We start from the raw sequence: 13103 nt of genomic DNA on the forward strand, positions 1-13103 counted from the left end.
TTATGGGTGAATTATTGGCCGGGCGCGGTTTGGCGCCAGGCCTGGGAGCGGCGCAACAAGCCGCGTGAGGCCCACGCCAGCAGCAGGGACACGCCCGCCGAGGTGAACAGAATCAGGGTCGACATGGCCGCCGCGCCGCCGACGTTGCCGGCGTCGTCCATGTTCAGCACGGCGACGGCGGCGAGGATGGTGTCGGGGCTGTAGAGGAAGATCGCGGCGGAAACGGTGGTCATCGCCGACACGAACAGGTAGCGCACGATGTCCAGCAACGCCGGCAGGCAGATCGGCACGGTGACCCGCAAGTAATGGCGGTACAGCGGCGCCTTCAGCGACAGCGCGGCGGCTTCGAACTCCGCATCCAGTTGGCGCAAGGCCGTAGTGGCGGTCATTTGTGCGGTGGTCAAATAGTGAGCAATGGTGCACACCACCAGCAAGCTCATGGTTCCGTAGAACACATGCAGCGGGTTGCCATTGAGGTTGAAAAAGAACACGTAGCCCAGGCCCAGCACCAACCCCGGCACCGCCATCGGCACGAAGCTGAGCATGCGCAATGCCAGGTTCAGGCCCTTCTGGCCGCGGGTTTTTTCCATCAGGTAGGCGCCGGTGAAGATCAGCACGCTGCCGATCAACGCGGTGCACAGGGCCATGGTGATGCTGTTGCGATAGGCCAGCCAACCGCCGCCGGCCGTGTCTTCGAACTGGTAGTGGGCCAGCGACAACGACAGGTTGTAGGGCCAGAACTTCACCAGCGATGAATAGACCGCCATGCCGAACACCAACAGCAAGGTCGCGCAGATCAGCAGGACGACGGCCAGGTAGCATCCATCCCGCAGCTTCGACGGCGCCGGCTGGAACACCTGGGCGCGGCCGCTCATGGAGTCGCCATGCCGGCGACGCAACCAGGCGTCCACACCGAAGCTGAACAGCGCCGGCAACAGCAGGACCATGCCGATCAAGGCGCCCCGGCCGAATTGCTGCTGGCCGACCACGGCCTTGTAGGCTTCCAGCGCCAGCACCTGGTAGTCGCCACCGACGACGACGGGCACGCCGAAGTCAGTGATGGTCAGGGTGAACACCAGGCAAAACGCGGCGAACACCGCCTGGCGGGTCGCGGGCCAGGTGATGCTGCGAAACGCCCGGGACGGGCTCGCACCCATGCTCGATGCGGCATCGAACAATCGCGCATCCGCCAGGGAAAGCGCCGACAACAAAATCATCAAGGCATGGGGAAAGGTGTAGATCACTTCACCGAGCACGATGCCCCAGAAACCATAGATGTTGTCCGACAGCAGCCCCCGCAGCATGCCCTGGTTACCGAACAGGTAGACCAGTGCGATCCCCGGCAGCATCGACGGCGCCATCAACGGCAGCAGCGACATGCCGCGCCAGATCGCCTTGCCGGGAATCAGCGTGCGTTGCAGGGCGTAGGCAAACAGATAAGCCAGCGGTACGACGATGGCCGCCACGCTGAGGGAAACTTTCAGGCTGTTACCCAGCAACCAGTGAAAGTTATCGCTGGTGACCAACTCCCGCGCGGCCACCAGGCCGCCGCCCTGCCCGGCTTCACTGCTGAAGCCGCGCCAGAAGATAGCCGCCAGCGGCATCAGCACCGCAACGCTCAACAGGCACAGCCAGAGCAGCTTGCCGCCGACCACAAAAATACGGTCGCCGACTTCGGCACGAGAAGCCTGTCGAGCCACGTTTTCGGGTATCGGCAGCGTCATATCGCGGGCCATCTCAGGCAAACACCTGCAGGCTGCGCGGGGGCAGCGCGACCCAGATGTCCTGGGCGCCGAGGCGCGGCATGGCTTCCGGGGCCAGCTCGGCCAGCAGCGGATGGCCAGGCAGTTGGTCCAGCTCGAAGCTCATGCGGCAGCGGTTGCCGAGGAAGGTGATCTCGCGGACCTTGGCCGGGAACAGGTTTTCTTCATGCACCGGCGGGTTGACGCTGATGGCTTCCGGGCGGCAGAACAGACGGCCCGACTTTGCAACGCCTGCGTTGTCCGCCAGGCGCATATTCATCCCGCCGACCTGGGCGTGGCTGGCGCTGTTGCGGCTGAACGGCAGCCAGTTGCCCTGGCCGACGAACTCGGCCACGAACGGCGTGGCCGGGCGGTCGTAGATTTCCTGGGGCGTGGCGTATTGCTCGACCTTGCCGTTGTTCATCACGGCGATGCGGTCGGCCATCAACATGGCCTCGTCCTGGTTGTGGGTGACCATCAACGTGGTGATGCCCAGGCGGCGTTGCAGCTGGCGCAGCTCGGTGCACAGATGCTCGCGCACCCGGGCGTCGAGGGCCGACATGGGTTCGTCCAGCAGCAGCAAGGATGGCGCCGGTGCCAACGCGCGGGCCAGGGCTACACGTTGTTGCTGGCCGCCGGAGAGTTGGCCGGGGTATTTTTTTTCGCTGCCTACCAGGCCCACCAGTTCCAGCATCTGCCCGACGCGCTTGCGCACTTCATCGCGACCACTGCCGGTGAGGCCGTAGCCGATGTTTGCTTCGACAGTGAGATTGGGGAACAGCGCGTAGGACTGGAACAGGATGCCGTAGTCCCGCGCCTGGGGTGCCAGTAGGGAAACGTCGCGTTCGCCGAGGTACAACTCGCCGCTGTCCTGACGCTCCAGGCCTGCAATGCAGCGCAGCAAGGTGGTCTTGCCGCAGCCCGACGGGCCCAGCAGGCACACCAGTTCGCCGGCGGCGACGTCCAGGGACACGTTATCCAGCGCGGTGAAGGCGCCGAAGCGTTTCTGTACACCGCGCACTTTCATTGGCGCGCCGGGGTTGCTCAGGACTGTGTTCATGGAGGCACCTCATCAAACTGATGAAGGTCATCCTAGGCAGGCAATGCGTCCCTCTTGTGGCAGAAAGGCAAAACGTGGCGATAGTGGTATTGGTGGATTTGGGTAGGGTTTGAGGAAGGTTTTGCCTGGACCGGCGCCATCGCGGGCAAGCCCGGCTCCCACAGTTGATCGAGTCGGGCCAGCGAAATGCATTCCAACTGTGGGAGCTGGCTTGCCTGCGATGGCGCCTTCAGATCGGCGACATTTCCTGCGCCAACCCCAGAAACGCCGCCGGCAACCGCGCACTCTTTCTCTCTTTGAGGCAGTACAAGTACTCAGGAATCTGCGGGGCATTCTCGATGGTCAGCACACGCAATTGCGGGTCGTGGGGCACTTCCTGACGGGCAATGATGCTGATGCCGATGTTGCGCAGCACCGCCTCACGGATCGATTCCCGGCTGCCGATCTCCAGCAGCGGCCCGTAACTCACACCGGCGCTCTGCAACATCTCTTCGGTCAATCGGCGGGTAGTGGAGCCCGGTTCGCGCATCAGCAAGGTGTGCCCGGCCAGCGCGGTCAGCGGTACATGGTCGAGCACCGCCAGCGGATGGTTGCGATGCACCGCCAGCACCAGCGGGTCCATGCCCAGCACCCGGCGAATCAGGCGCGGGTCTTCAAGCAACTGGGATGAGGCGGCGACGTCGACGCGGTAATCATCCAGCGCTTCCAGCACTTGCTGGGAGTTGCCGATTTCCACCGAAACCTCGACCTGCGGCAGCCGCTCGCGGAAGGTTTTGACAAGGTCGAGGATGTAATACGGCGCCGTCGCGGCAATCCTCAACGCGCCTTGCACCTGGCCACTGTTGCGCAGGAAAAACTCGATATCCGCTTCCTGCTGCAACAGCGCCTTGACCATCGGCAACAGCCGCGCGCCTTCGTCGCTGACGGTGAGGCGGCGCCCGCCGCGGTAGAACAACTCTACCGAGTACTGGCTTTCCAGGTGACGAATCTGGGTGGTCACCGTGGGCTGGCTCAGCCCGAGCTTTTTCGCCGCCTGGGTAATGCTGCCCAGGCGGGCGACCATGTAAAACGCCTTCAGCTCGGCACTCAGCACACCATCCTCTCATCGACTATTTGCGCAACAGGCGCAGACCATTGAACACCACCAGCAGGCTCACGCCCATGTCGGCGAACACCGCCATCCACATGGTGGCCATTCCGAGGAAGGTCACCGCCAGGAAGATCGCCTTGATCACCAGGGCCAGGGCGATGTTCTGCTTGAGGATACTCGACGTTTGCCGCGACAGCCGAATGAATGCCGGAATCTTGCGCAGGTCATCGTCCATCAGCGCCACGTCGGCGGTCTCGATGGCGGTGTCGGTACCGGCGGCCGCCATGGCAAAACCGATCTCGGAACGGGCCAGCGCCGGGGCGTCGTTGATGCCGTCGCCCACCATGCCGACCCGGTGGCCCTTGGCGTAGAGCGCTTCGATGGCTTGCAGTTTATCGGTGGGCAACAGGTCGCCCTGGGCCTGGTCGATGCCGACCTGATCGGCGATCGCCTTGGCGGTGTGGGTGTTGTCGCCGGTGAGCATCAGGGTCTTGATGCCCAGGTCATGCAACTGCTGGATGGCTTCGCGACTGGTGTCCTTCACGGTGTCGGCCACGGCGAACAGCGCCAGCGGGCCGGACTTGTCCAGCAACAGGACCACGGACTTGCCTTGTTTTTCCAGGGCGAAGAGCTTCTTCTCCAGGGCCGGCGAACACAGGTTCAGTTCTTCCACCAGACGGTGGTTGCCCAGGTAATAGACTTCGCCGTTGATCTCGCCCTTCACACCGCGACCAGTCAGGGCCTCGAAGTTATCCACAGTGTGCACGCTGAGATTCTTATCCACAGCCGCGTTGGCGATCGCCAGGGACACTGGGTGATCGGAACGCCCGGCCAGGCTGGCGGCCAGGGCCGGCGCGCTGTCTTGCATGTTCGGGAACAGCGCGAGGTAATCGGTTTGCACCGGCTTGCCGTGGGTGATGGTGCCGGTCTTGTCGAGGGCCAGGTAGTCAAGCTTGTAACCGCCCTCCAGGTACACGCCGCCCTTGATCAGGATGCCTTTGCGCGCCGCGGCGGCCAGGCCGCTGACGATGGTCACCGGTGTGGAAATCACCAGTGCACACGGGCACGCGACCACCAGCAATACCAGGGCGCGATAGATCCAGTCGAACCAGACGCCGCCCATGAACAGTGGCGGAATCAGGGCCACGCCCAAGGCAAAGAGGAACACTGCAGGGGTGTAGATTTTCGAGAAGCTGTCGACAAACCGCTGCGTCGGCGCGCGGGCGCCCTGGGCCTGTTCCACGGCGTGGATGATCCGCGCCAGGGTGGAGTTGTTGGCGGCGGCGGTGACTTTGTACTCCAGGGAACCGGCCTGGTTGATGGTGCCCGCGAAGACTTTGTCGCCCACGGTCTTTTCAATCGGCAGGCTTTCGCCGGTGATCGGCGCCTGGTCGATGGTGGACTGGCCGGAGGTGACTACGCCATCCAGGCCAATACGCTCGCCGGGACGAACCCGCACGATGGCGTCCAGTTCGATGACTTTGACGTCTTGTTCAACCCAACTGCCGTCAGCCTGACGCACAGTGGCCTGCTCCGGTGTCATCTGCATCAAGCCGCTGATGGCATTGCGCGCGCGGTCGAGGGATTTGGCCTCGATCAGTTCGGCCACGGTGAACAGGAACATCACCATCGCCGCTTCCGGCCACTGGCCGATCAGGATCGCACCGGTCACGGCGATGCTCATCAGGGCGTTGATGTTCAGGTTGAGGTTCTTCAGGGCGATCCAGCCCTTTTTATAGGTGGTGAGGCCGCCGCTGAAGATCGAGATCAATGCGACCAGGGCAATCACCCACGTCGGGGCGGCGTTGGTGAAGTGCAGCACTTCGGCGCCCAAGGCACCGATGCCGGACACGGCCAGCGGCCACCAGTGTTTCTTCGCAGGCGGTTCAGCCGGGGCCACGCCTTCTTCGATGGGGTCTGCCTGCATGCCCAGGGACTTGATGGCCTCGACAATCGGCGCAGTAGTCGGCAGGTCGTGGGTCACGCCGAGGATGCGGTTGATCAGGTTGAATTCCAGCTGCTGCACGCCGGCGAGCTTGCCCAGTTTGTTCTGGATCAGCGTCTGTTCGGTGGGGCAGTCCATGGCTTCGATACGGAAGGTGCTCAGCCGCGAGCCCGCTGTCGGGGCTTCGGTCAGCTTCACCAGCGCAGGCGCGGCCTTGCTGGAACAGCAGGAATCACCATGGCTGCCATGGTCGTGCTTCTGCACAGGTTGCAGCTTGGGGCCATGATCGTGCGCGTGGTCATGATCATGGTCGTGCTTGTGCGGGGTGTGGATGGAGTCGCTCATTCTGTCGCGTCCGTAAAGGTGCCTGTTGCCAAGTAAAGACCCTGTAGCCACTATAGGGTCAAGCACCCTTTTGGAGATTGCTGCGATGAAGATCGGCGAATTGGCAAAATTGACGGATTGCCAGGTGGAAACCATCCGTTATTACGAGAAGGAAGGCCTGCTGCCGCCGCCTGCGCGCAGTGACGGTAATTACCGGCTGTACACCCAGGCGCACACCGAACGGCTGGTGTTTATCCGCAATTGCCGCAGTCTGGACATGACGCTTGAGGAGATTCGCAGCCTGCTGGGCCTGCGGGACAGCCCTCAGGACCAGTGCGAAAGCGTGAACGCATTGATCGACGAGCACATTCACCACGTCAAGGCGCGGATCGACGGGCTGCTGGCATTGCAGGAACAGTTGCTCGACCTGCGCCAACGCTGTGGCGGCGGGCCGGACCTGGATCAGTGCGGGATTTTGCAGCGGCTGGAAGTCAGCGGGAGTGTCGCGGCCAGCGAGGCTGAGCCCTCGCATGTGGGCAGGAGCCACGGCCATTGAGAAGCTTGGCGCCATCGCGGGCAAGCCCGCTCCCACAGGGGAATGCATTTCAACTGTGGGAGCTGGCTTGCCTGCGATGCAGACACTGCGGTCTCAGATCGCTACATCAGCCTTGATGCTCGGGTCGGCGTCGTAGCCCACGATTTCAAAGTCTTCGAATTTGTAATCGTAGATCGACTCGGGTTTGCGCTTGATCACCAGTTCCGGCAGCTTCTTCGGCGTGCGCGCCAGCTGGGTCTGGATCTGTTCCATATGGTTGCTGTACGCATGGGTGTCGCCCGTGGTGACGATGATCTCGTGAGGGATCAGGTCGCACTGCTGGGCCAGCATATGGGTGAGCAACGCCAGGGCCGCGGTGTTGTACGGCAGGCCGAGGAATACGTCGGAGCTGCGGATATACAACTGCATCGACAGGTGACCGTCATGCACAAACGCCTGGTACAGCAGGTGGCACGGCGGCAGGGCCTGCTTGCCGTCGCGGGCGTTTTGCTGGGGGCTTTTGGTCTCGTCCGGCAGGTACTCGACGTTCCAGCCGTGGAACAGGATGCGGCGGCTGTTGGGGTTGGTCTTCAACGTCTCGACCATGTAGTCGATCTGGTTAATCTTGCCGCCGTCCTTGGTTGGCCAGGCGGTCCACTGCTCGCCGTACACCGGGCCCAGGTCGCCGTCTTCGGTGGCCCATTCGTCCCAGATCTTTACGCCGTTTTCATTCAGCCACTTGATGTTGGTGTTGCCGCTCAACATCCAGATCAATTCGTTGGCGATGCTTTTGAAGTGAAGCTTCTTGGTGGTCAGCAGCGGGAAGCCGTCGGCCAAGCTATGCCGAAACTGACGGGCAAACACGGCCTTGGTGCCGGTGCCGGTGCGGTCGCCCTTGGTCAGGCCATTGGTCACGACATCGTTCAGTAGTTCGAGATATTGCTTCATGTGTATACCTGTATCGTTGAAGCCGGGACCCTCGGGCCCCGGCGTTCGAATTTAAAGCGCGGTGTTCTTGATGCCTTGGGGGCGATTGTAAGCCCACCACAGCAGGCCCAGGCCGGCGATGATCATCGGCAGGCTGAGAATCTGACCCATGGTCACCCAGCCCCACGCCAGGTAGCCCAACTGCGCATCCGGCACCCGGACGAACTCGACGATAAAGCGGAAGATCCCGTAGAACAGCGCGAACATGCCCGACACGGCCATGGTCGGGCGTGGCTTGCGCGAGAAGATATAAAGAATCAGGAACAACGCCACACCTTCCAGGGCGAACTGGTACAGCTGCGACGGGTGACGAGGCAACTGCGCCGGGTCGCTGAACGGCGGGAACACCATGGCCCACGGCACATCGCTCGGCTTGCCCCACAATTCGGCGTTGATGAAGTTGCCGATACGCCCGGCACCCAGGCCAATCGGCACGAACGGGGCGACGAAGTCCATCAACTGGAAGAACGACTTGCCGTTACGCCGGCCAAACCACCAGGCGGCGATCATCACGCCCACAAACCCGCCGTGGAACGCCATGCCGCCCTTCCACACCTCGAAGATCAGCGTCGGGTTGGCGATGTAGGCTGGCAGGTCGTAGAACAGCACATACCCCAGGCGTCCGCCGACGATGACCCCCATCGACATCCAGAACACCATGTCGGAGAGCTTCTCCTTGGTCCAGGTCGGGTCGAAACGGTTCAGGCGCCGGGAAGCCAGCAGCCAGGCACCGCCGATGCCGATCAGGTACATCAACCCGTACCAGTGGATTTGCAGCGGACCGATGGCCACGGCCACCGGGTTGATCTGCGGGTAAGGCAGCATTACGACTCCTCGTTAAATCAATAGTCATGGCGCATCGGACCATGCCGGTGCGCGATTAAGCCTGCGTTACAGCAAAAAATTCAGCCCTACGCAAAACAGCAGCCCGGCGAACAGCCGCTTGAGCAAGCGTGGCGACAACCGGTGCGCCAGGCGCGCGCCGAAACGGGCGGCCACCATGCTGGTCAGGGCAATGCCCAGCAGCGCCGGCAAGTACACAAAGCCGAGACTATGATCGGGCAGCAGCGGATCATGCCAGCCCAGAATCATGAAACTTAACGCACTGGCCAGGGCAATCGGCAAGCCGCAGGCCGATGAAGTGGCCACCGCCTGCTGCATCGGCACGCTGCGCCAGGTCAGGAACGGTACGGTCAACGAACCGCCGCCGGTGCCGAAAATCGCCGACGACCAGCCAATCACCCCGCCCGCCAACGTCAGGCCCAGCTTGCCCGGCACCTGGCGGCTGGCCTTGGGCTTGAGCTCCAGGGTCATCTGCACGGCGATCACCAAGGCGAACACACCGATGATCTTCTGTAGATGCGGCCCGGAGATCGCCTCGGCGGTCAGCGCGCCGACGCCTGCGCCCAGCAGGATGCCCACGGCCATCCATACGAAGATCGGCCAGCGCACCGCGCCGCGTCGGTGATGCTCACGCACCGCATTCACCGACGTGAAGATAATAGACGCCAGGGACGTGCCCACAGCCAGGTGGGTCAGCACCGAGGGATCAAAGCCCTGCAAGGTGAAACTGAACACCAGCACCGGCACAATAATGATGCCGCCGCCCACGCCGAACAGCCCCGCGAGCATGCCCGCACAGGAACCCAGCAGCAAATACAGCAGAAATTCCATGGCAGCCCCCGAAAACAGACCGGCATGTTAACGGATGCAAAGCACAGGGTTCTATGGGTAGAGTGGGCAAAACACAAAGGGATCGCCTTATGTGCCTGATTGTTTTCGCCTGGCGGCCGGGCCACGCCCAGCCGCTGATCGTCGCGGCCAACCGTGATGAATTTTATGCCCGGCCCAGCTTGCCGTTGGCCCAATGGCTGGATGTGCCTCATGTTTACGCGGGCCGCGACCAGGAAGCGGGCGGGACCTGGCTGGGGGTTGGCGCAGATGGGCGCTTTGCGGCGCTGACCAATATTCGGGATCCGCACCAGCCGCCGGCGCGCAAGTCGCGAGGTGAGCTGGTGGCGCGCTTTCTCAGTGGTTCGCTGCCGATTGACGACTATTTGGCCGATGTTAACGGCAGGTCAATTGAATATGCCGGGTTTAACCTGTTGGTCGGAACGCGGGATGAACTGTGGCATTACAACGCCAAGGATTCAGCGCCGAGTCAATTGGTGGCAGGGGTTTATGGGTTATCCAATGCCGGGCTGGATACGCCCTGGCCGAAGTTGGTGAAGGCCAAGGCGGCGCTGGAGGCCTTATTGGAAGATCCGCAGCCTGAGGCCTTGCTGGGGATTTTGAGCGACCCGCAGACCGCACCGTTTGCCGACCTGCCGGACACCGGCGTGGGGTTGGCGACGGAGAGTTTATTGTCGAGTGTGTTCATTGCCAGCCCCAGCTACGGGACGCGGGCGAGTACGGCGCTGATTGTGAATGCCGACGGGACACGACATATCGTGGAGCGCAGTTTTGGGCCGTATGGTGGCCAACTGGGTGAAGTTGAACTGAAGGTGTAATTACTCACGTAGCAGCTGTCGAGCCTTGGCGAGGCTGCGTTAGCGGTGTGCCTGACACACCGCGGACGCAGCCTCGCCAAGGCTCGACAGCTGCTACGTACGCGTTACCCATCTATAAGGTTTTTGCAGACGCCGGATTGATCATCCGCGCCAACCCAAGGTTCTTCAGCGCCAATTGCAGCGAGCTGTGGATAACTTGCGGGTTGTCGATGGTCATCAACTCCGCCAGCAGCTCCTTGGCCCGGCTCAAATTGATCTGGCGCAGCATCCATTTCACCTTCGGCAAGTTGGTGGCGTTCATCGACAGGCTGTCAAAGCCCATTGCCATCAACAGCACCGCCGCCGCCGGGTCACCGGCCATCTCGCCGCAGATACTCACTTGCTTGCCTTCGGCATGGGCGTCGCGCACCACGTTCTGCAAGGCTTGCAGCACCGCCGGGTGCAGGTAGTCGTAGAGATCGGCCACCCGCGGGTTGTTGCGGTCCACGGCCAGCAGGTACTGGGTCAGGTCGTTGGAGCCCACCGACAGGAAGTCCACCTGCCGCGCCAGCTCTTTAGCCTGGTACACCGCCGCCGGAATCTCGATCATCACGCCAATCGGCGGCATCGGCACGTCGGCGCCTTCGTCGCGCACTTCGCCCCAGGCCCGGTGGATCAGGTGCAGGGCTTCTTCCAGCTCGTGGGTGCCGGAGATCATCGGCAGCAAAATGCGCAGGTTGTTCAGGCCTTCGCTGGCCTTGAGCATGGCGCGGGTCTGGACGAGGAAGATTTCAGGGTGGTCGAGGGTAACGCGAATACCGCGCCAGCCAAGGAAGGGGTTGTCTTCCTTGATGGGGAAATACGACAGTGACTTGTCGCCGCCAATGTCCAGGCTGCGCATGGTCACCGGTAACGGATGGAAGGCGGACAGTTGCTCGCGATAAATCGCCAGCTGCTCCTTCTCACTCGGAAAACGCTGGTTGATCATGAACGGCACTTCGGTGCGGTACAGCCCAACACCTTCGGCGCCGCGCTGCTGAGCACGGGCCACGTCCGCCAGCAGGCCGGTGTTGACCAGCAGCGGCACGCGGTGGCCGTCGAGGGTCACGCACGGCAGTTCCCGCAGAGCGTCGAGGCCCTGGGACAGCTGGCGTTCCTCTTCCACCACTTCGGCGTATTGCTTGCGCAGTACTTCGCTGGGGTTGGTGTAGACCTCGCCGTGGTAGCCGTCGACGATCATTTCGATGCCGTCGACCTTGGAATACGGCAGGTCCACCAGGCCCATCACCGTCGGAATGCCCATGGCCCGAGCCAGGATCGCGACGTGGGAGTTGCCCGAACCCAATACCGAAACCAGGCCCACCAGTTTGCCTTCGGGCACTTCGCCGAGCATGGTGGCGGTCAGTTCTTCACTGATCAGGATGGTGTTGTCGGGGTACACCAACGTGGTCGAGCGCTCTTCCTGCAGGTAGGCCAGCAGACGGCGACCGAGGTCCTTCACGTCCGAGGCGCGTTCGCGCAGATAGGCGTCGTCCATCAATTCGAAACGGTTGACGTGATCGGTGACCACCTGGCGCAGCGCGCCCTGGGCCCATTGGCCGGTCTTGATCACGTCCTTGACTTCGCTGCCCAGGGACGCGTCGTCGAGCATCATCAGGTACACGTCGAACAGCGCCCGCTCTTCAGGCCGCAGCTGGGTGGCCAGCTTGGTCGACAGGGTGCGCATGTCATTGCGCACGCCTTCGAGGGCGGTCTTGAACAGGATGATTTCAGCGTCGATGTCGGTGACGGTCTTGTCCGGCACCACGTCCAGGTCGGCCGGCGGCAGCATGACCACGGCGGTACCGACGGCTGCACCCGGCGAACCCGGTACGCCGACGAACTTGGCTTCCTGGATGCCCTTGCCCTGGCGCCCCAGGCCGCGAATCGAGCCGGTGGCCTCGGCGTGGGCGATAACCCCGGCGAGCTGCGCGCTCATGGTCACGAGGAAGGCTTCTTCGCCTTCGTCGAACTGGCGGCGTTCTTTTTGCTGGATGACCAACACGCCGACAACGCGGCGGTGGTGAATGATCGGCGCACCGAGGAACGAGGCGTAGCGCTCTTCGCCGGTTTCGGCAAAGTAGCGATAACGCGGGTGGTCGGCCGCGTTTTCGAGGTTCAGGGGTTCTTCACGCGTCCCCACCAGGCCCACCAGACCTTCATTGGGCGCCATGCTGACCTTGCCGATGGAGCGCTTGTTCAAGCCCTCGGTGGCCATCAGGACAAAACGGTTGGTCTCGGGGTCCAGCAGGTAAACCGAGCAGACCTGGCTGCCCATGGCTTCCTTGACGCGCAACACAATAATCCCCAACGCCGCCTTGAGATCCTTGGCGGAGTTAACTTCCTGGACGATCTTGCGCAGCGTATTGAGCATGGCTCGGGGTCGAACTCCGTCGTCAGTCGCGCGCTAAAAGGCGCGGGGCAAGCTCTTTAAGAGCGCGACGATAAACCTCGCGCTTGAATGTCACCACCTGGCCCAACGGATACCAATAACTGACCCAGCGCCAGCCATCGAACTCCGGTTTACCGGTCAAATCCATCCGCACCCGCTGCTCGTTGGAGATCAGGCGCAGGAGAAACCATTTCTGTTTCTGGCCGATGCACAGCGGTTGGCTGTGGGTGCGGACCAGACGTTGCGGCAAACGATAGCGCAACCAGCCTCGGGTGCAGGCCAGAATTTGCACATCTTCGCGTTCCAGGCCTACTTCTTCGTTCAACTCACGGTACAAGGCGTCTTCAGGGGTTTCGTCGGGGTTGATTCCGCCTTGAGGAAACTGCCAGGCATCTTGGTTGATACGGCGAGCCCATAGCACCTGTCCGGCATCATTCGTAAGAATAATCCCGACATTAGGACGGAAACCATCGGGGTCGATCACGGCAACAACCTCGCAA

At 62.3% G+C, this 13103-nt stretch carries 11 protein-coding genes; 2 read left to right on the top strand and 9 right to left on the bottom strand.

The features are described from left to right. Positions 1–11: 11 nt before the first annotated feature. The 4 genes from V3W39_RS08285 to V3W39_RS08300 all read right to left on the bottom strand — a co-directional run bounded on the left by V3W39_RS08285 (position 12) and on the right by V3W39_RS08300 (position 6182). Entirely contained in the window at positions 12–1736 is a 1725-nt protein-coding gene (locus V3W39_RS08285; protein WP_177120017.1) for a putative 2-aminoethylphosphonate ABC transporter permease subunit, read from the bottom strand. A gap of 1 nt (position 1737) precedes the next feature. Further along, positions 1738–2802 carry a putative 2-aminoethylphosphonate ABC transporter ATP-binding protein gene (locus tag V3W39_RS08290; protein WP_177043840.1) on the bottom strand — a complete coding sequence of 355 codons (1065 nt, stop codon included), beginning with the start codon at positions 2800–2802 and terminating at the stop codon, positions 1738–1740. Positions 2803–3031: 229 nt separating this feature from the next. Next, positions 3032–3895 carry a LysR family transcriptional regulator gene (locus tag V3W39_RS08295; protein WP_330212491.1) on the bottom strand — a complete coding sequence of 288 codons (864 nt, stop codon included), beginning with the start codon at positions 3893–3895 and terminating at the stop codon, positions 3032–3034. Between the two features lie 16 nt (positions 3896–3911). Beyond that, complete coding sequence (locus V3W39_RS08300) at positions 3912–6182, bottom strand: heavy metal translocating P-type ATPase (RefSeq protein ID WP_330212492.1); 2271 nt, start codon at positions 6180–6182, stop codon at positions 3912–3914. Positions 6183–6267: 85 nt separating this feature from the next. On the opposite strand from V3W39_RS08300, the gene cadR reads away from it, so the two are divergent. Next, on the top strand, positions 6268–6717 hold the full coding sequence (cadR, locus tag V3W39_RS08305; RefSeq protein WP_017476559.1) for a Cd(II)/Pb(II)-responsive transcriptional regulator: 450 nt from the start codon (positions 6268–6270) through the stop codon (positions 6715–6717). Between the two features lie 93 nt (positions 6718–6810). Here cadR and V3W39_RS08310 read toward each other — a convergent pair whose 3' ends face one another. From V3W39_RS08310 to V3W39_RS08320, 3 genes are all read right to left on the bottom strand, one after another. Beyond that, positions 6811–7644 (bottom strand): thymidylate synthase, encoded by an 834-nt coding sequence (locus V3W39_RS08310; protein WP_076013026.1) that lies wholly within the window; start codon positions 7642–7644, stop codon positions 6811–6813. Between the two features lie 51 nt (positions 7645–7695). Next, positions 7696–8508 carry a prolipoprotein diacylglyceryl transferase gene (gene lgt, locus V3W39_RS08315; protein WP_010167785.1) on the bottom strand — a complete coding sequence of 271 codons (813 nt, stop codon included), beginning with the start codon at positions 8506–8508 and terminating at the stop codon, positions 7696–7698. A 66-nt stretch (positions 8509–8574) separates the two neighbouring features. After that, positions 8575–9357: a sulfite exporter TauE/SafE family protein gene (locus V3W39_RS08320; RefSeq protein ID WP_177043837.1), complete on the bottom strand. Its 783-nt coding sequence runs from the start codon at positions 9355–9357 to the stop codon at positions 8575–8577. An 89-nt stretch (positions 9358–9446) separates the two neighbouring features. Between V3W39_RS08320 and V3W39_RS08325 the strand changes: the two genes are divergently transcribed. Then, on the top strand, positions 9447–10193 hold the full coding sequence (locus V3W39_RS08325) for an NRDE family protein (RefSeq protein ID WP_330212493.1): 747 nt from the start codon (positions 9447–9449) through the stop codon (positions 10191–10193). Positions 10194–10305: 112 nt separating this feature from the next. Here the strand turns inward: V3W39_RS08325 and ptsP are convergent, their stop codons facing one another. Beyond that, a complete protein-coding gene (gene ptsP, locus V3W39_RS08330) occupies positions 10306–12585 on the bottom strand; it encodes a phosphoenolpyruvate--protein phosphotransferase (protein WP_010167790.1) in 2280 nt (759 codons plus the stop codon). Between the two features lie 22 nt (positions 12586–12607). After that, a complete protein-coding gene (locus V3W39_RS08335; protein ID WP_003176750.1) occupies positions 12608–13087 on the bottom strand; it encodes an RNA pyrophosphohydrolase in 480 nt (159 codons plus the stop codon). Between the last annotated feature and the right edge of the window lie 16 nt (positions 13088–13103).

The sequence above is a fragment of the Pseudomonas sp. Z18(2022) genome (genome assembly GCF_036346535.1).
GTDB classification, from domain to species: Bacteria; Pseudomonadota; Gammaproteobacteria; order Pseudomonadales; family Pseudomonadaceae; genus Aquipseudomonas; species Aquipseudomonas yamanorum_A.

Excerpts from the sequence above, each read along its gene's own strand:
- cadR (WP_017476559.1), top strand. The coding sequence starts at position 6,268 with ATGAAGATCGGCGAATTGGCAAAATTGACGGATTGCCAGGTGGAAACC.
- ptsP (WP_010167790.1), bottom strand. The coding sequence starts at position 12,585 with ATGCTCAATACGCTGCGCAAGATCGTCCAGGAAGTTAACTCCGCCAAG.
- V3W39_RS08290 (WP_177043840.1), bottom strand. The coding sequence starts at position 2,802 with ATGAACACAGTCCTGAGCAACCCCGGCGCGCCAATGAAAGTGCGCGGT.
- V3W39_RS08320 (WP_177043837.1), bottom strand. The coding sequence starts at position 9,357 with ATGGAATTTCTGCTGTATTTGCTGCTGGGTTCCTGTGCGGGCATGCTC.
- V3W39_RS08300 (WP_330212492.1), bottom strand. The coding sequence starts at position 6,182 with ATGAGCGACTCCATCCACACCCCGCACAAGCACGACCATGATCATGAC.
- lgt (WP_010167785.1), bottom strand. The coding sequence starts at position 8,508 with ATGCTGCCTTACCCGCAGATCAACCCGGTGGCCGTGGCCATCGGTCCG.
- V3W39_RS08325 (WP_330212493.1), top strand. The coding sequence starts at position 9,447 with ATGTGCCTGATTGTTTTCGCCTGGCGGCCGGGCCACGCCCAGCCGCTG.
- V3W39_RS08310 (WP_076013026.1), bottom strand. The coding sequence starts at position 7,644 with ATGAAGCAATATCTCGAACTACTGAACGATGTCGTGACCAATGGCCTG.
- V3W39_RS08285 (WP_177120017.1), bottom strand. The coding sequence starts at position 1,736 with ATGGCCCGCGATATGACGCTGCCGATACCCGAAAACGTGGCTCGACAG.